The organism is Cellulomonas chengniuliangii, assembly GCF_024508335.1.
Classification (GTDB): Bacteria; Actinomycetota; Actinomycetes; order Actinomycetales; family Cellulomonadaceae; genus Cellulomonas_A; species Cellulomonas_A chengniuliangii.
This window is the reverse complement of the sequence record NZ_CP101988.1, coordinates 2,263,216-2,281,139: the sequence shown is the minus strand read 5'-3', so window position 1 is coordinate 2,281,139 and position 17,924 is coordinate 2,263,216. Positions and strand designations below refer to the sequence as shown.

Genomic DNA, 17,924 nt, shown 5'->3' with positions numbered 1-17,924 from the left:
CATCGGCCGGTGCGGGTCGGGGAGGTCCCCCGGCGCCGCACCGGCCGGACCGCTGACGCGCACCCGTCGCGTCGGGCACTCTTGCCCTGAGCACCGAGGAGACCCCCATGAGCAGCGACCTGCCCGCCGCCACCGCCGAGGACGACGCCACGGCCCTGCGCCTCGACCGGGCGCACGTCTTCCACTCCTGGTCCGCGCAGGGCCGGCTGAGCCCGTTCGTGGTGGCCGGGGGAGCGGGCTCGCACGTGTGGGACCACGCTGGACGGCGCTACCTCGACTTCTCCTCCCAGCTCGTCAACACCAACATCGGCCACCAGCACCCCCGGGTCGTCGCGGCGATCCAGGAGCAGGCGGCCACCCTCGCGACCGTCGCGCCGTCCACGGCCAGCCTGGTGCGCGGGCGCGCCGCGCAGAAGGTGCTGGAGCACGCCCCCGCCGGGTTCTCGCACGTGTTCTTCACCAACGGCGGCGCCGACGCGATCGAGAACGCCATCCGCATGGCCCGCCTGCACACCGGCCGCGACAAGGTGGTCTCGACGTACCGCTCGTACCACGGCAACACCGGGGCGGCGGTGGCGGCCACCGGCGACTGGCGCCGGGTGCCGAACGAGTACTCCCGCGGGCACGTGCACGTCTTCGGCCCGTACCTCTACCGCTCGGAGTTCTGGGCCGCCACCCCCGAGCAGGAGTGCGAGCGCGCGCTGCGGCACCTCGAGCGGGTGATCCAGGCCGAGGGCCCGGAGTCGGTCGCCGCGATCCTGCTGGAGACGATCCCGGGCACCGCCGGCGTGCTCGTGCCGCCGCCCGGCTACCTCGCCGGAGCACGCGACATCGCCGACAAGTACGGAGCGCTGCTCATCCTCGACGAGGTGATGGCCGGGTTCGGGCGCAGCGGCGCCTGGCTGGCCCTGGACCACTACGACGTCCGTCCCGACCTGGTCGCCTTCGCCAAGGGCGTCAACTCCGGGTACGTGCCCGCGGGCGGGGTGATGATCTCGGAGGAGATCGCCGCGACCTTCGACGAGCGCGTGTTCCCCGGCGGCCTCACGTACTCCGGCCACCCACTGGCCATGGCCGCCGTGGTGGCGACGATCGAGGCGATGGAGGACGAGCGCATCGTCGAGCACGCCGCGGCGATCGGCCGGGACGTGATCGGCCCCGGGCTGGCCGGGCTCTCCGAGCGCTGCCCCATGGTGGGCGAGGTGCGCGGGCTCGGGGTGTTCTGGGCCGTCGAGCTCGTCGCCGACCGCGAGACCAGGGAGCCCGTGGGCGCCGACGTGATGGCCAAGGTCAAGGCGGCGTGTCTGGAGCGCGGGTTGCTGCCGTTCCTCGCCGACAACCGGGTGCACGTCGTGCCGCCGTGCGTCGTGACGTCCGACGAGGCCGCCGAAGGGCTGGCCCTGCTCGAGGAGGCGCTCGCCGAGGCCAGCCTCGGAGGCGCCGCCGCGCGAGCCTGAGCCGATCGCCTCCGTAACCTGGACGCCTGAGCACCACACACTCTTCCTGAGGAGACCTCATGAGCACCGCCCTGTCCCGTCCGCGCCGCGCAGTCGTCACCGGGGCCTCCTCCGGCATCGGCGCGGCGACGGTGCGCCGCCTGCGCGCCGACGGCTGGGAGGTGGTCGCGACCGCCCGCCGCGCCGACCTGCTCGACGAGCTCGCCCTGGAGACCGGGGCGGAGGCGTTCGTCGCCGACGTCACCGTCGACGAGGACGTCGCCCGGCTCGCCGCTCACGTCGAGGCCACCGGTGGCCTGGACGCGCTGGTCAACAACGCGGGCGGCGCGTTCGGGCTCGACCCCGTCGAGAGCTCCGACATCGACCAGTGGCGGCGCATGTACGAGCTCAACGTGCTCGGCACGCTGCGGGTCACCCAGGCGTTCCTGCCCGCGCTGCGGGCCAGCGGCGAGGGCGACGTGCTGGTCCTCACCTCCACCGCGGCCCACGGCCCGTACGAGGGGGGCGCGGGCTACACCGGCGCCAAGCACGCCGAGCGGATGCTCGCCACGACGCTGCGCTGGGAGCTGGCGGGGGAGCCGCTGCGGGTCATCGAGATCGCCCCCGGCGCCGTCGCCACCGACTTCTCCCTGGTGCGCTTCGACGGCGACGAGGCGCGGGCCGCGGCCGTGTACGAGGGGTACCAGCCACTGGTCGCCGACGACGTCGCCGACACGATCGCGTGGGCGCTCAGCCGACCGCCGCATGTGAACATCGACCTGCTGGTGGTGCGCCCACGCGCCCAGGCGAGCAACACGAAGACCGCCCGCACCGGGGTGTGAGGCGGGGGCGGCGTCCGTAGGCTGCGCAGGGTGCCCGTCGAACGCATCCCGCACGCCGCGGCGTCCCGCCTCTCGACGACACGGGCGATGACGCGCCTGCTCCGGTGGGCGCGGCCCGCGCTGCCCCGGATCGCGGCGGGCGGCGTGGCGTCGCTCGGCGCGAGCCTGCTGGCGCTCGCGGTGCCGCAGGTGCTCCGGGAGGTCGTCAACGGGCCGCTGCTCACCGAGGGGTCGCGGGGCGCCGTGGTCCAGGCGGCCGCCCTGGTGCTCGTGCTCGGCGTGCTGGAGGCCCTCCTGGTGTGGTGCCGCAGGGCGTTCATCCTGACGCCCGGGACGACAGTCGAGCGGCAGATGCGCACCGACCTGTTCGGCCGGCTGCTGGACCTGCCGATGGCCTTCCACGACCGCTGGTCGGGCGGCCAACTGCTCTCCCGCGCGATGTCCGACCTGGGGATGGTGCGCCGGTGGCTCGCGTTCGGCCTCGTCATGCTCGTCGTCAGCGCGACCACGGCCGTGGTGGGCGTGGGGCTGATGATCGCGACCGCCTGGCAGCTCGGGCTGGTCTACCTGGCTGGGGCCGCCCCAGTCGTGTGGCTCGGGTTCCGCTTCCGGGAGGACTACAAGGCGGTCGCCCGGCAGGCGCGCGACCAGGCGGGAGACCTCGCGACCACGGTCGAGGAGTCGGTGCACGGCATCCGCGTGCTCAAGGCCTTCGGCCGGGGCGGTGACGCGCTCGAGGGCTTCGCGCGGCAGGCCGAGGACCTGCGGGCCACCGAGATCCAGAAGGCGCGGACCCTCTCGCGGGTGAGCTTCGCGCTGGGCGCCCTGCCCGAGGCGGTGCTGGCGGTGTCGCTCGGGCTCGGGGTGTGGCTGGCCGCCGAGGGCGCCGTGAGCGTCGGGGCGCTGGTCGCGTTCTTCGCGACGGCCGCCGTGGTCAACGCCCCGGTCGAGCGGCTCGGCCAGCTCCTGGCCATGACGCTCGACGCCCGGGCGGCACTGGACAGGTACATCGAGGTGGTCGACGCGCCCAACGCCCTGACCGACCCGCCGGAACCACGGGACCTGCCCGAGCCGGGCCGGCGGGGCAGCCGCCTGGTGCTCGCCGACGTGCGGTTCCGGCACCCGACGGCGCCCCCGGGGGCACGCGACGTGCTCGACGGCGTGGACCTCGTCGTCGAGCCGGGGGAGACGATGGCCCTGGTGGGCCTCACCGGGAGCGGCAAGTCCACCCTCGCCCAGCTCGTGCCCCGGCTGTACGACGTCACCGGCGGCTCCGTGCTCGTCGACGGCGTCGACGTGCGCGAGGTCGCGCGCGACGACCTGCGCCGCGCGGTCGCTGTCGCCTTCGAGGACCCCCTCCTGTTCTCCGCGTCCGTGCGCGAGAACGTCCTGCTTGGCGTCGACGAGGCAGGCCTCGGGCCGGAGGCCGCCGACACGCTGGCGCGCGAGGCGCTGGCCGTCGCCTCCGCCGGGTTCGTCGACGCGCTGCCCCACGGCATGGACACCGTGATCGGCGAGGAGGGGTTGAGCCTGTCCGGGGGGCAGCGGCAACGCATCGCCCTGGCGCGGGCCGTCGCGGCGCGGCCCCGCGTGCTGGTGCTGGACGACCCGCTCTCCGCGCTCGACGTCGCCACCGAGGCGGCAGTGACCACCCGCCTGCGCGCGACGCTCACCGGCACGACGACCCTTGTCGTGGCGCACCGGCCGTCGACCGTCGCGCTCGCCGACCGCGTCGCCGTGCTCGAGGACGGCCGCGTCACCGGCGTGGGACGGCACTCCGACCTCCTCGCGCGACACCCGCACTACCGGTATGTGCTCACCGCGCTCGGCTCCGGCCCGCGGGAGGTCCCGGCGCCCGGGGAGCCGCTGGACGGGCCGCTGGTGCTGGACGAGCCCGTCGGAGACGGCACAGTGCGCTCGAGGGGCGACCGGTGAGCGCCGCGCTGATGGAGGCCCCGGCTGACCACGCGGGCATCCGGCGGCTGTCGCTGCGGCTGCTGCGCTCGCTGCTGCGCCCGGTGGCGGGACCGGCCTGGGCCACTGTCGCGCTCGTCGTCGGCGCGCAGGTCGCCCACGTCGCAGGGCCCGCGCTCGTGGCCGTCGCGATCGACCGCGGCCTCCCCGCGATGCGCGACGGCGACCCCGCCCCCTTGCTCCTGACGGCGGGCGGGTACCTCCTCACCGCCGTGCTCGGCGGTGCGCTCACCGCCGCCGTGGTGCGGGCGGCCGCGCGCGTCAGCCAGGCGATCCTGCTCGACCTGCGCCGGCGGGTCTTCCGCCACACCCAGCTGCTGAGCCTGGAGTTCCACGAGCGGTACACCTCGGGCCGGATCATCTCCCGGCAGACCTCCGACCTGGACGCGGTGCGCGAGCTGCTGGACGGCGGGATCACCACGCTCGCGTCGAGTGCCCTGGCGATGGTGCTGACGGCCGCGTCTCTGCTGCTGCTCGACTGGCCCAGCGGGGTTGTGCTGCTCGTCGCCGTGGTCCCCGGTGTGCTCCTCACCCGGTGGTTCCAGGCCCGTTCCCAGGCCCAGTACCGCAAGCAGCGCACGGCGGCCGCGCGCCTCATCGTGCGCTTCGTGGAGACGATGACCGGCATCCGCGCGGTGCAGGCGTTCCGGCGGCAGCGGCCCGTGGCCGCCGACTACGGGCGCCTGTCCGAGGAGTACCGGGTGGCCAGCGCCGAGGGCATCCGGCTCAACGGGCTCTTCGACTCGGGCCTCACGCTGATCGGCAACGTGACGGTCGCCGTGGTGGTGCTGGTCGGCGGCCTGCGGGTGCTCGACGGCGGGCTCGAGGTCGGTGTGCTCGCCGCCGCGGTGCTGTACGCCAAGCGGTTCTTCTCGCCGCTGACCCAGATCGGGATGTTCTACAACTCGTTCCAGTCCGCCACCGCCGCCCTGGAGAAGCTCGCCGAGCTGCTCGCCGAGGAGCCCACTGTCCCCGAGCCCGCGCGCCCGGCCCCGCTGCCGAGCCCGCGCGGCGACGTGCGGCTCGCCGCGGTGGAGTTCGGCTACGGCGACGGTCCCAGTGTGCTGCCGGGCCTGGACCTGCACGTGCCGGCGGGCCAGAGCGTGGCGCTGGTGGGGGAGACGGGCGCGGGCAAGTCGACCGTGGCCAAGCTGCTCGCGCGGTTCTACGACGTGCGCTCGGGCGCGGTGCTGATCGACGACGTGGACGTGCGCGACATCGCGCCGCAGGACCTGCGCCGCGCGCTTGTCATGGTCACCCAGGAGGCATACCTGTTCTCCGGCTCGATCGCCGCGAACATCGCCCTGGGCCGGCCCGACGCGACCCGCGAGCAGATCGAGGACGCGGCCCGATCGGTGGGGCTGCACCCGCTCGTCGAGCAGATGCCCGCGGGGTACGACACCGAGGTCGACAAGCGCGGCGTGCGGCTGTCGGCCGGGCAGCGCCAGCTCGTCTCGTTCGCCCGGGCCTTCCTCGCCGACCCGGCGCTGCTCGTGCTGGACGAGGCGACGAGCTCGCTCGACGTGCCCGGCGAGCAGCTGGTGCAGCGGGGCTTGGGCACCCTCCTCGCCGGGCGGACGTCCGTGGTCATCGCGCACCGCCTGTCCACCGTGATGGGCGCGGACCGCGTGCTCGTCGTGGACGGCGGCCGCATCGTGGAGGACGGCAGCCCCGCCGAGCTCGTGTCCGCGGGCGGCCGGTTCGCGGCGCTGCACGACGAGTGGCAGCGGTCGTTGCGCTGACCCTCGCCCGCGCGGCGCCGGCCGTCAGGCGGTGCGGGCGCCCACCCGGGCCAGCGTGGCGGTCACGAGCGCGTCCATGTCGTCGACCAGGGCCACGGCGCCGGCGGCGACGAGCTCTCCCGGCTCGGCGTAGCCCCACGTCACCCCCAGGCAGTCGATGCCGTGCTCGGCGGCGCCGTGCACGTCGTGCTCCCGGTCCCCGACCATGACGGTCCGGTCCGCGCCGGGCGCACGGGCGCCGAGCTCGGCGAGGGCATGGGCGATGACGGTGGCCTTGGTCGAGGGCACGTCGTCCAGCGGGGCGCCGTAGACCCCGTCCACCCGCTCGGTGATGCCGAACCGCTCGCAGATCGGCACGGCGAAGACCTCCGGCTTCGAGGTGGCCACGGCGAGCGTGCAGCCCGCGGCGCGAAGGCGCTCCAGCGCGACCAGGACTCCGGGGAACACCGAGTTGTCGAACATGCCGCCGGCGGTGAACGCGGAGCGGTACGCCGCGATCGCCTCGCCCAGCCGCTCGGGGGCGATGCCGTGGGCCGCGAACGAGACCGCGATGGGCGGCCCGACGAACGAGCGCAGCGTCGCCGCGTCCGGGACGGGCAGGCCGAGCGCGCGGTACGCGTGGGCGACGGAGGCGACGATGCCGGGCGCGGAGTCGGTCAGCGTGCCGTCGAGGTCGAGCAGCACGAGGGGGGCGGGGAGGTCGGTCACCCGAGGATTGTCTCGCGACGGCGAGGCCCGCGGACGCCACCACGCGGGAGCGGCAGCGCGCCGGGACCTTGGGCTTGTCGGACCGCCCAGCCAGGGCGTTTACCCTGCGTGGATGGCGATCACGGAAGCGGCACCCGGTCAGTCACTCCCCGAGCAGCGCGAGGTGCTCACCTGGGACCTCTTCGGCGAGGCGAGCCGCGAGCTCGCGCAACAAGTGGTGGACTCCGGCTTCGCCCCGGACGTCGTCGTGGCCGTGGCCCGCGGCGGGCTGCTGCCGGCCGGGGCCATCTCCTACGCGCTCGGCACCAAGGTCTGCGGGGCGCTGAACGTCGAGTTCTACACGGGCGTCGACGAGCGGCTGCTCGAGCCGACGGTGCTGCCGCCCCTGCTGGACACCGCGGCCATGCACGGGCTGCGCGCGCTCGTCGTCGACGACGTGGCCGACACCGGGGAGACGCTGGCGCTCGTCCAGCGGCTCGTCTCGCAGCACTGCGAGGAGGTCCGCACCGCCGTCCTGTACGCCAAGCCGCACTCCGTCGTGGACCCGGACTTCGTGTGGCGGCGCACCGACCGGTGGATCACGTTCCCCTGGTCGGCGCAGGAGCCGGTGACGGCGCGAGCCGGCCGATGACGGCGGCCGCCGCCGCGGGCTCGTCGACCAGCGCGCCCCGCGTGCGCGCCAACCAGCTCGGATGGCTGCCGGGCGTCCCGGCGCACGCCACGCTCGTCACCGACGCCGTCGGCCCGCTGCCCTGGAGCCTGATGCTCGACGGGAGGGAGGTCGCCCGCGGCCTCACCACCCCGCGCGGGCACGACGCGTCCGCCGGGCTGGACGTCCACACGATCGACGTCGGCCCCATCGACCTGGAGGGCGACGGGTTCGCCATCGCCGCCGACGGCGCCGTGAGCGACCCCTTCGCGGTGCGGGCCGACCTGTACGCCGGGCTGGCCCGCGACGCCCTGCGGTTCTTCCACTTGCAGCGCAGCGGCGTGGAGATCGGCCCCGAGGTCGCCGGCGAGGCCTACGCCCGGCCCGCGGGGCACGTCGCGGGATCCCCGCACGGGGGTGACGCCGACGTCCCGTGCCTGCCGGCCGGGCACGCGGTCACCGGCGACGGCGTCGACCTGTACGAGGGATGGACGGGCAGCCACCGGCTCGACGTGACCGGGGGCTGGTACGACGCGGGCGACCACGGCAAGTACGTGGTCAACGGCGGCATCTCCGTCGCGCAGCTCCTGGGGGCCTGCGAGTGGGTGGGCGGGACCGTCCCGCTGCCCGACGGCATGGAGCGGGCCCTGCGCGACGAGGCCCGGTGGGAGCTCGAGTGGCTGCTCCGCATGCGCGTCCCGTCCGGCGCGCAGTACGCCGGCCTCGCCCACCACAAGGTGTCCGACGAGCGCTGGACCCCGATCCCGACCCTCCCGCACGAGGACCCGCAGCCCCGCTACCTGCACCGCCCCTCGACGGCGGCGACCCTCAACCTCGTCGCGGCGGCCGCGCAGGGCGCCCGGGTCTTCGCCACCGAGGACCCCGAGTTCGCCGCCACGCTCCTCGAGGCCGCCCAGGCCTCCTACGCCGCCGCGCTGCGCCACCCGGACCTGCTGGCGCCGAACACGAACGTCCTGGCCAACGCCGGCAGCGGCCCCTACGACGACACCGACCTCCGGGACGAGTGGTACTGGGCGGCCGTCGAGCTGTACCTCGCGACCGGTGACGAGCGCCGGCTCGAGGAGCTGCGGGCCAGCGACTGCCACGTCGGCGGGCCGGTGGACGTGTTCGCGGACATCGACTGGCAGCGGGTGGGCGGGCTCGCCCGGCTGCACCTCGCGCTCGTCCCGAGCCGCCTCCCGGAGGCCGACGCGGTGCGGGCCTCCGCGACGGCCGCAGCCGACGCCATCCTCGCGACGCAAGCGGGCCAGCCGTTCGGGCACCCGTACGCGCCGCACGACGGCCGCTACGACTGGGGCTCGAACGGCCTGCTCCTCAACCAGCTCACGGTGCTGGGAGCGGCCTGGAGCCTCACCGGCGAGAGCCGCTACCGCGACGGGCTGGCCGAGGGCATGGACTACGTGCTCGGGCGCAACGCGCTCGGCGTGTCCTACGTGACCGGGCACGGCGCGCGCTCCGTCCACAACCAGCACAGCCGCTGGTACGCCCACCAGGCGGACCCGCGGCTGCCGCACCCCCCGCGCGGGGCGTTGAGCGGCGGGCCCAACTCCGCGACGCCCGACCCGGTGTCCGCCGCCGCGGTCGGCGGGCTGCCCGCCCAGCAGTGCTTCATCGACGACATCGGCGCGTGGGGCGTCAACGAGATCACCGTCAACTGGAACGCCCCGTTGGTGCAGGTGGCAGCCCTGCTCGCGGGGGCGGTCAGACCGGCGCGGTAGCCGGCTCCAGCAGGCGCTGCCAGGCGCCCTCGGCCGTGCGGGCGAACCCCGCGCGGCCGAGGTACTGCTGCAGGCCGGCCAGCTCGGGGCCCGCGACGACCCGGCGCGCGCCCGACGCCGCGAACGGGCCGTCCGGGGAGTAGAGGAACGCCCCGGCGGTGTAGTCGCGGTACTCGGGGGTCACGTAGTCGACGTGCAGGCGCCACCCGTCCGGTCCCTCGGGCGTCGCGACGACGAGCCCCGCGGCCACGTCGTCGTGCAGAACCAGCGCCCGCAGCGCCTCGGGCGGCCCAGGCAGGTCCGCCTGCGGGCAGAACCGGGCGATGTCGGCGCCGTGCCGCGCGAGGAAGTGGGCCAGCACTGGATCGTCCGCGCCCACCGGCGCCCACGCGAACGCGCGCCCCACATGCCGCGCGCGGAGCAGCGCCACGATGAACCAGGCGTTGATCGCGCACAGCGCCACGTTCATGGCCACCATCGGCCACACCGCGATCAGCGCGTTGAACACCAGCAGGGCGAACGAGGCGGCGAGGTTCAGCACGCGCAGGCGGAGCATGCGGGACTGGAGCACCGAGTACACGAGGAGCGCGGACCCGGCCCAGCCGAGGAGGTCGACGATGGCCACGAGCCGACCCTAGCCATCCGGCAAGGCCGGCACGTGGGACCTCGCGCGGGAGGCTGGCAGACCAGCGCCCGGCAGTGGCTAGACTGGCGGGACTGGCTTCGACCCGGCAATCACCGGTGAGCCTCCGGAAGAACAGCTGGCGCCCACCCCGGCGCGGCCCAGTAGAACCGGACGGGTGGGCCCGTCAGCGCCTGGACATCGAGTGGTCGGCAGCGTGCGCGCACGCCGCCGGCAAGCGGGGTGGTACCGCGGTGGTCCGCAGCTCTCAGAGGCGGCCCGTCGTCCTCGCGTCAGCCACGACGACGACCAGGAGCCCGCACCCACATGGCGTATCCGCTGCACCGACGGACCGATGGCACCGGCCCGGGGATCCCCGCGTCCCCCGACCTGCCCGCGCTCGAGAAGGACGTCCTGGCCTACTGGGCCGCCGACGGCACCTTCCGCGCGTCGATCGACCAGCGGCCGGCCGGTGAGCACGGCTCCAACGAGTTCGTCTTCTACGACGGCCCCCCGTTCGCCAACGGCCTGCCGCACTACGGCCACCTGCTGACGGGCTACGCGAAGGACGTCGTCGGGCGCTACCAGACGCAGCGCGGCCGCCGGGTCGAGCGCCGCTTCGGCTGGGACACCCACGGCCTGCCCGCCGAGCTCGAGGCCGAGCGGGTCCTGGGCATCACCGACAAGTCCCAGATCGAGGAGATGGGCATCGCGCAGTTCAACGACGCGTGCCGCACCTCCGTCCTCCGGTACACCCGCGAGTGGCAGGAGTACGTGACCCGCCAGGCGCGCTGGGTCGACTTCGACAACGACTACAAGACGCTCGACCTGCCCTACATGGAGTCGGTCATCTGGGCGTTCAAGCAGCTCTACGACAAGGGCCTGGCGTACGAGGGCTACCGCGTGCTGCCCTACTGCTGGCGTGACGAGACGCCGCTGTCCAACCACGAGCTGCGGATGGACGACGACGTCTACCAGTCGCGCCAGGACCCCGCGCTGACCGTGGGCGTGCGGCTCGAGTCCGGCGAGCTCGCGCTGATCTGGACGACCACCCCGTGGACGCTGCCCAGCAACCTCGCCGTCGCCGTCGGGCCGGAGATCGAGTACCTCGTGGTCGAGCCGGCCGAGGGGCCGCTGGCCGGCGAGCGCGTCGTGCTGGCCGCGTCCCGCCTCGCGTCGTACGCCCGCGAGCTGGGGGAGGAGCCGCGCGTCGTCGGGCGCCTGCCCGGCGCCGAGCTGGCCGGTCGCGCCTACGCGCCGCCGTTCCCGTACTTCGCCGGCCACGAGAACGCCCACCGCGTGCTGCTCGCCGACTTCGTCACCACCGAGGACGGCACCGGCCTGGTGCACCTGGCGCCCGCGTTCGGCGAGGACGACATGGCCGTGTGCGACGCCGCCGGCATCGTCCCCGTGGTGCCCGTGGACGCCAAGGGGCGCTTCACGTCTGCCGTGCCCGACTACGCCGGCCAGCAGGTCTTCGACGCCAACCCGCACGTCATCGCCGACCTGAAGTCGGGGGAGGGCGCGCTCGCGGCCGTCCCGGTCGACCTGCGCCCCGTCGTGCTGCGCCACGAGACGTACCAGCACTCGTACCCGCACTGCTGGCGGTGCCGCAACCCGTTGATCTACAAGGCCGTCTCGAGCTGGTTCGTGCGGGTCACCGAGTTCCGCGACCGCATGGTCGAGCTCAACGAGAAGATCACCTGGGTGCCCGACCACATCAAGGAGGGCCAGTTCGGCAAGTGGCTCGCCGGCGCCCGCGACTGGTCGATCTCCCGCAACCGGTACTGGGGCACGCCCATCCCCGTGTGGGTCAGCGACGACCCGGCCTACCCCCGCATCGACGTCTACGGCTCGCTGGCCGAGCTCGAGGCGGACTTCGGGGTCGCGGTGACCGACCTGCACCGGCCGTTCATCGACGAGCTGACCCGCCCGAACCCCGACGACCCGACCGGCGCCTCGACGATGCGCCGGATCCCCGACGTGCTCGACGTGTGGTTCGACTCGGGCTCGATGCCGTTCGCCCAGGTGCACTACCCGTTCGAGAACGCCGACTGGTTCGAGCACCACTACCCGGGCGACTTCATCACCGAGTACATCGGCCAGACCCGCGGCTGGTTCTACACGCTGCACGTGCTCGCCACGGCGCTGTTCGACCGTCCCGCGTTCCACACGTCCGTCTCGCACGGCATCGTGCTGGGCTCCGACGGGCGCAAGATGAGCAAGTCGCTGCGCAACTACCCGGACGTCGCCGAGGTCTTCGACCGTGACGGCTCGGACGCGATGCGCTGGTTCCTCATGGCCAGCCCCATCCTGCGCGGCGGCAACCTCGTCGTCACCGAGGAGGGCATCCGGGAGAACGTCCGGCAGGTGATGCTTCCGCTGTGGAGCACCTGGTACTTCTTCACGCTCTACGCGGGGGCCGCTCACGACGGCGCCGGCCTCACGGCCCGGCGGGTCACGGCCGCCGACCACGCCGACGGCTCGCTTGCGACCATGGACCGGTACCTGCTGGCCCGCACCCGGACGCTGGTCGAGCGCGTCGGCGCCCAGCTGGACGCGTTCGACGTCCCCGGCGCCTGCGAGACGGTGCGCGAGCACCTGGACGTGCTGACCAACTGGTACGTGCGCACCTCGCGCGACCGGTTCTGGCAGGAGGACGCCGCGGCGTTCGACACGCTGTGGACCGCCCTCGAGACGCTCACCCGGGTCATGGCGCCGCTGGCGCCGCTGCTCAGCGAGGAGGTGTGGCGCGGGCTCACCGGTGGGCGCAGCGTCCACCTCACCGACTGGCCCAGCCTCGCCCTCGGGTCCGAGGACGACACGGCCCTGGCCGCCGACGACGCGCTCGTCGCCGCCGTCGACCGGGTGCGCGAGGTCGTCTCGGTGACCCTCGGGCTCCGCAAGGCCCACAGCCTGCGGGTGCGCCAGCCGTTGCGGGCGCTGCGCGTCGTGCTGCCCGAGCCGTCGCAGGTCGAGGACTTCGTCGACCTGATCACCACCGAGCTCAACGTCAAGGGCGTCGAGCTGCAGTCCCTCGAGGAGGCCGCCGCCGGCGCGGTGGGCGTCCGCACCCAGCTCGTGGTCAACGCCCGGGCGGCCGGGCCGCGACTCGGCCGGGGCGTGCAGGACGCCATCAAGGCCGCCAAGGCGGGTGACTGGTCGACCGACGCGTCGGGCGCCGTCGTGGTCCACACGGCCGGCGGGGACGTCCCGCTGCAGGCGGGGGAGTACGAGACGAGCACCGTGGTGGAGGCCGGCGACGGCGACCTGGCGGCTGCCGTGCTGCCCGGTGGCGGTTTCGTGGTCCTCGACCTGGCCCTCGACGACGAGCTGCGGGCCGAGGGCTACGCCCGCGACATGGTGCGGGCCGTGCAGGACGCCCGCAAGGCCGCCGGCCTGCAGGTGACCGACCGGATCCGGCTCACCCTCGCGGTGCCGGCCGAGGAACTGGACGGCGTCCGCCGCCACCAGGACTTCGTCGCCGCGGAGACGCTCGCGGCCGACGTGGTGGTCGAGGAGTCCGCCGATGGCGAGCTCGCCGTCCGGGTGGAGCGGGCATGAGCGCCTCGAGCGGCGCCGAGCACCGTCGGCGCGAGGGCCAGGACGCCGCGCGCGTCGCGGCCGACGAGGTGTACGCCGCGATCCTCGACCGCGCGCCCGAGCACGACATCGACCCCACGCTCGACCGGGTGCGCGCCGTCTGCGACCTGCTGGGCGACCCGCAGCGCTCGTTCCGCACGGTGCACATCACGGGGACGAACGGCAAGACGTCCACCGCCCGCATGGTCGAGGCGCTGCTGCGCGAGCACGGCCTGCGCACGGGCCGTTTCACCAGCCCGCACCTGACCCGGGTGAACGAGCGGATCGCGATCGACGGCGAGCCCATCTCCGACGAGCGGTTCGTGGAGGTGTGGCAGGACGTCGCGCCGTACGTGCAGATGGTGGACACGGCGCAGCTCGCCGAGGGCAAGCCGCGCCTGAGCTTCTTCGAGGTCTTCACCGTCATGGCGTTCGCGGCCTTCGCGGACGCCCCGGTGGAGGTGGCCGTGATCGAGGTCGGCCTCGGCGGCCGCTGGGACGCCACGAACGTCGTGGACGGCGACGTGGCGATCCTCACCCCGGTCGCGCTCGACCACGAGCGCTACCTGGGCAGCACGCTGACCGAGATCGCCAGCGAGAAGTCCGGCATCATCAAGGACGGCTCGACGGTGGTCCTCGCCCCGCAGCACGAGGACGTCGAGGGCGTGGTGCTGGCGGCAGCCGCCGAGCGCGGCGCCCGGGTGGTCCGCGACGGGGTCGACATCGCGGTGGTGGACCGGCAGGTCGCCGTCGGCGGCCAGGTCCTGACCCTGCGCGGGCTCGGCGGGGTCTACACCGAGGTGTTCGTGCCGCTGTACGGCGAGCACCAGGCGCACAACGCGTTGCTCGCCCTGGTGGCGGTCGAGGCGCTGGTGACCGGCGGCGCGGCCCTCGACGGGGGCGTCGTGGAGGCCGCGTTCGGCGCGGCGACCTCGCCCGGGCGACTCGAGGTGGTCCGGACGAGCCCGACGATCCTGGTCGACGGGGCGCACAACCCGGCGGGCGCGGAGGCGCTGGCCGCCGCGGTCGAGGAGGCGTTCGACTTCACCAGCCTGGTGGGCGTGGTGGGGGTCATGGCCGACAAGGACCCGGAGAACATCCTCGCGGCGCTCGAGCCGCTGCTGGCCGAGGTCGTGGTCACGCGCGCCTCGACGTCGCGCGCGCTGGACGTGGCCGACCTCGCCGAGGTGGCGGTCGACGTGTTCGGCGAGGACCGGGTGCATGTCGCGGACCGGCTCGACGAGGCCATCGACAAGGCGGCCACCCGCGCGGAGCAGCTCGAGGACTTCGGCTCCGGCGTGCTGATCACCGGGTCGATCCTGCTGGTGGCCGAGGCGCGGGTGCTGCTCGGCAGGCCCTGACCGCGGCGGCCGGGCCCCTTGAGGCCCGGCCGCCCGACCATCCGGCACCGCTTGACGGCCCGGCGCGGCGGCACGAGTGTGAGGGTGAGGCGCCGGCCCCGTGTCCGCGCCTCGGTGCGCCTCAACGGTGTGGCCACGCGGCCCGAAGGGAAGATCACGATGAAGAAGCTGATCAACGACCCCCAGACCGTGGTCGCGGAGTCCGTCGCCGGGTTCGGGCGCGCGCACGCCGACCTGGTCGCGGTGCACTCCGACCCGCTGTTCGTCACCCGGGTGGGCGGCGCCGTGCCCGGCAAGGTCGGGCTGGTCAGCGGCGGCGGCAGCGGCCACGAGCCGTTGCACGCGGGCTTCGTGGGCATGGGAATGCTCGACGCGGCGGTGCCCGGGCCGGTGTTCACCTCGCCCACCCCGGATCAGATCGCCCCCGCGATCGCCGCCGCGGATGCCGGGGCCGGCGTCCTGGCGATCGTCAAGAACTACACCGGCGACGTGCTCAACTTCGAGACCGCGGCGGAGCTCGCGGACGCCGAGGGGCTCCGGGTGCGCACCGTGGTCGTGGCCGACGACGTGGCGGTCGAGGACTCGCTGTACACCGCGGGCCGCCGGGGCGTGGCGGGCACGGTCGCCGTGGAGAAGATCGCCGGGGCGGCGGCCGAGCGCGGTGACGGGCTGGAGCAGGTGGCGGAGGTGGCCGAGCGGGTCATCGCGAACGTCCGCTCGATGGGTGTGGCGCTGACGGCGTGCACCGTCCCGCACGCGGGACGCCCCAGCTTCGACCTCCCAGAGGACGAGATCGAGGTCGGCATCGGCATCCACGGCGAGCCCGGACGGCGCCGTGTGCCGATGACGAGCGCCGACGAGATCACCGCGATGCTGCTGGACCCGGTGGCAGACGACCTCGGGCTGGCGGCCGGCGACCAGGTGCTGCTGCTGGTCAACGGCATGGGCGGCACGCCCGCGTCCGAGCTCTACGTCGTCTATGGTCGGGCTCGCAGGCTGCTCGAGGAGCGCGGGGTCGAGGTGGCCCGCTCGCTCGTCGGCAACTATGTGACGTCGCTCGAGATGCAGGGCGCGTCGGTGACGGTGCTCCGTCTGGACGAGGAGCTGGCCGCGCTGTGGGACGCGCCGGTGCACACCGCCGCGCTGCGATGGTGACGAGCCCTGCGATGGACACCGATCGAGGAGCTGGAGCATGACCCTGGACGTGAGCTGGGCCATCGCCTGGGTGCGCGGCACGGCGCAGACCGTGGCGGAGCACCGCGACGAGCTGGTCGAGCTCGATCGGCAGATCGGCGACGGCGACCACGGTGAGAACCTCACCCGTGGCTTCACCGCGGTCATCCAGCGCCTCGACGCGCTCGAGGAGCCGCCGGCCGAGGTCGGCGACGTGCTCAAGCTCGTCGCGACGACCCTGATGTCGACCGTGGGCGGCGCCGCAGGCCCGCTGTACGGCACGGCCTACCTGCGGGCGGCGAAGGCCACCGGTGCGCCGCGGCTGGACAGCGCGGGCGTGGTGGCGCTCCTCGAGGGCGCCCTGGAGGGCATCGTGGTGCGCGGCAAGTCCACGACGGGGGAGAAGACGATGGTCGACGCGTGGTCGCCGGCGGTCGAGGCCGCCGTGTTGGCCGCCGACGCGGGGCTCGACCCCGCCGGTGTGCTGGCCGCGGCCGCCGACGCGGCGGAGCGGGGCGCCGAGGCCACGATCCCGATGGTGGCCTCCAAGGGGCGGGCGAGCTATCTGGGGGAGCGATCGGCCGGCCACCGCGACCCGGGGGCGGAGTCCAGCGCGTTGGTGCTGCGCGCCGCCGCGTGGGCGGCGGCTGAGGCCACGGCATGACGGCGTCGGCAACGGCACGGGTGGCCCTGGTGCTGGTGTCGCACTCGGACCAGCTCGCACGCGGCGCGGTGGAGCTCGCGGCGCAGATGGCGCCCAACGTGCTCCTGGTTCCCGCCGGCGGTGACGGCACGGGCGGCCTGGGCACCAGCTTCGAGCAGGTGGAGAGGGCGCTCGACCTCGCGACGGCCGAGGGCCGGTCCGCCGTGGTGCTGACGGACCTGGGCTCGGCGGTGCTGACCACGGAGTCCGTGCTCGACCTGGCCGACCCGGAGCTCGCGGCCCGGGTGCGGCTCGCGGACGCCCCGTTCGTCGAGGGCGCGGTCGCCGCCGCGGTGACCGCGCACGGTGGCGCCGACCTCGACGCCGTCCTCGCGGCCGCCGAGCACGCCGGATCGACGTTCGCCCCGACGGGCGACCCCGGCACGCCCGCTGCGGCCGTGCCGTCGGGTGAGCCGGCCGAGGGGGAGGCGGTCGTGGCCCTGCGGAACCCGCTCGGCCTGCACGCGAGGCCGGCGGCGGTGCTCGCCCGCATGGTGGCGGGCTTCGACGCCGCCGTCACGGTGGACGGGGTCAACGCCGCGAGCGTGCTCGAGCTGATGAAGCTGGGCGCCGCCGGCGGGCAGAGCCTGACAGTCCGCTCGACCGGGCCGGAGGGCAGGGCGGCGCTCGACGCGGTGGTGGCCGCGATCGAGGGCGGCTTCGGCGAGGTCTGAGCACTTCTCGCAGAAATTTGCAGTCTGTGTAATATTTCGCCCCGTGCACATCGAGGAGGCCTGCGGGCTGCGCGAGCGCAAGAAGCGCGCCCGTCGCGCCGCGCTGGTCGACGCCGCCCAGCGACTCGTCGCCAAGCGGGGCCTCGACCACGTCACCGTCGAGGACATCTGCGCCGAGGTCGGCGTCTCGCCCCGCACCTTCTTCAACTACTTCGAGACGAAGGACGACGCCGTGCTCGCCCTGGACGGCTTCCAGGTCGACCCGGAGGCCCGCGAGCAGTTCGTCGCCGGCGGCCCCACCGGCGACCTGCTGGCCGACGTGCAGTGGCTCGCCGCGCGCCTCCTCGCCGAGCCACAGGCTCCCGCCGCCCAGATCCGCGCCGCCCTCGACCTCGCATGCGTCGAGCCCCGCCTGCTCCACCGGCGCCTCAGCTGGATGGACCAGCACCGCGCCGCGGTCGAGGCCATGGTCGCGGAGCGGTTCGCCGGCCACCGTGGTTCCGCCCAGGGCGCCCCGGGCCCGGGCGTCGGCGTGGACCTCGTGGCGATGACGCTGATGCTGCTGACCCACTGCGCGGTGCTGCGCTGGGAGTCGGCAGGCGGCGGGGGAGAGCCGTCCGCCCACCTCGCCCAGCTCGCCGCCGAGGTGCGCGCCCTCGCCAGCGGCTGACCGCCGCCCTCTCGACACCACCGATCCCACCAGGGCCCCGCCCAGGTTC

14 protein-coding genes are annotated in these 17,924 nt (G+C 74.5%); 12 read left to right on the top strand and 2 right to left on the bottom strand.

Annotation, left to right across the window (positions count from 1 at the left end; genetic code table 11):
* The first annotated feature begins 107 nt into the window (after positions 1-107).
* The 4 genes from NP064_RS10525 (at position 108) to NP064_RS10510 (ending at position 5,994) form a co-directional block, all read left to right on the top strand.
* Positions 108-1,457, top strand: a complete 1,350-nt coding sequence (locus NP064_RS10525; protein ID WP_227569692.1) for an aspartate aminotransferase family protein — start codon at positions 108-110, stop codon at positions 1,455-1,457.
* Positions 1,458-1,516: 59 nt separating this feature from the next.
* Positions 1,517-2,278, top strand: coding sequence for an SDR family oxidoreductase (locus NP064_RS10520; RefSeq protein WP_227569693.1), 762 nt, complete (start codon positions 1,517-1,519; stop codon positions 2,276-2,278).
* Between the two features lie 87 nt (positions 2,279-2,365).
* Positions 2,366-4,213: an ABC transporter ATP-binding protein gene (locus tag NP064_RS10515; RefSeq protein WP_227569717.1), complete on the top strand. Its 1,848-nt coding sequence runs from the start codon at positions 2,366-2,368 to the stop codon at positions 4,211-4,213.
* Positions 4,214-4,224: 11 nt separating this feature from the next.
* Positions 4,225-5,994, top strand: a complete 1,770-nt coding sequence (locus NP064_RS10510; RefSeq protein WP_227569718.1) for an ABC transporter ATP-binding protein — start codon at positions 4,225-4,227, stop codon at positions 5,992-5,994.
* Positions 5,995-6,018: 24 nt separating this feature from the next.
* Here NP064_RS10510 and NP064_RS10505 read toward each other — a convergent pair whose 3' ends face one another.
* Positions 6,019-6,702, bottom strand: coding sequence for an HAD hydrolase-like protein (locus NP064_RS10505; protein WP_227569694.1), 684 nt, complete (start codon positions 6,700-6,702; stop codon positions 6,019-6,021).
* A 112-nt stretch (positions 6,703-6,814) separates the two neighbouring features.
* Between NP064_RS10505 and NP064_RS10500 the strand changes: the two genes are divergently transcribed.
* On the top strand, positions 6,815-7,333 hold the full coding sequence (locus tag NP064_RS10500; RefSeq protein WP_227569695.1) for a phosphoribosyltransferase: 519 nt from the start codon (positions 6,815-6,817) through the stop codon (positions 7,331-7,333).
* Entirely contained in the window at positions 7,330-9,090 is a 1,761-nt protein-coding gene (locus NP064_RS10495) for a glycoside hydrolase family 9 protein (RefSeq protein WP_227569696.1), read from the top strand. Before NP064_RS10500 ends, NP064_RS10495 begins: the two co-directional genes overlap by 4 nt.
* Here NP064_RS10495 and NP064_RS10490 read toward each other — a convergent pair.
* Entirely contained in the window at positions 9,074-9,715 is a 642-nt protein-coding gene (locus NP064_RS10490) for a hypothetical protein (protein WP_227569697.1), read from the bottom strand. The two genes, NP064_RS10495 and NP064_RS10490, sit on opposite strands and share 17 nt — an antisense overlap.
* Positions 9,716-10,039: 324 nt before the next feature.
* Here NP064_RS10490 and ileS point away from each other — a divergent pair, with 324 nt between their 5' ends.
* From ileS to NP064_RS10460, 6 genes are all read left to right on the top strand, one after another.
* Entirely contained in the window at positions 10,040-13,276 is a 3,237-nt protein-coding gene (gene ileS, locus NP064_RS10485) for an isoleucine--tRNA ligase (RefSeq protein WP_227569698.1), read from the top strand.
* Positions 13,273-14,655 carry a bifunctional folylpolyglutamate synthase/dihydrofolate synthase gene (locus NP064_RS10480; protein WP_227569699.1) on the top strand — a complete coding sequence of 461 codons (1,383 nt, stop codon included), beginning with the start codon at positions 13,273-13,275 and terminating at the stop codon, positions 14,653-14,655. The genes ileS and NP064_RS10480 overlap by 4 nt, the downstream gene beginning before the upstream one ends.
* A 159-nt stretch (positions 14,656-14,814) precedes the next feature.
* Complete coding sequence (dhaK, locus tag NP064_RS10475) at positions 14,815-15,810, top strand: dihydroxyacetone kinase subunit DhaK (protein ID WP_227569720.1); 996 nt, start codon at positions 14,815-14,817, stop codon at positions 15,808-15,810.
* 37 nt (positions 15,811-15,847) lie between these two features.
* Positions 15,848-16,492 carry a dihydroxyacetone kinase subunit DhaL gene (dhaL, locus tag NP064_RS10470; RefSeq protein WP_227569721.1) on the top strand — a complete coding sequence of 215 codons (645 nt, stop codon included), beginning with the start codon at positions 15,848-15,850 and terminating at the stop codon, positions 16,490-16,492.
* On the top strand, positions 16,489-17,205 hold the full coding sequence (gene dhaM / locus NP064_RS10465; protein WP_227569722.1) for a dihydroxyacetone kinase phosphoryl donor subunit DhaM: 717 nt from the start codon (positions 16,489-16,491) through the stop codon (positions 17,203-17,205). The genes dhaL and dhaM overlap by 4 nt, the downstream gene beginning before the upstream one ends.
* A 43-nt stretch (positions 17,206-17,248) precedes the next feature.
* Positions 17,249-17,875: a TetR/AcrR family transcriptional regulator gene (locus tag NP064_RS10460; RefSeq protein ID WP_227569723.1), complete on the top strand. Its 627-nt coding sequence runs from the start codon at positions 17,249-17,251 to the stop codon at positions 17,873-17,875.
* Positions 17,876-17,924 lie beyond the last annotated feature (49 nt).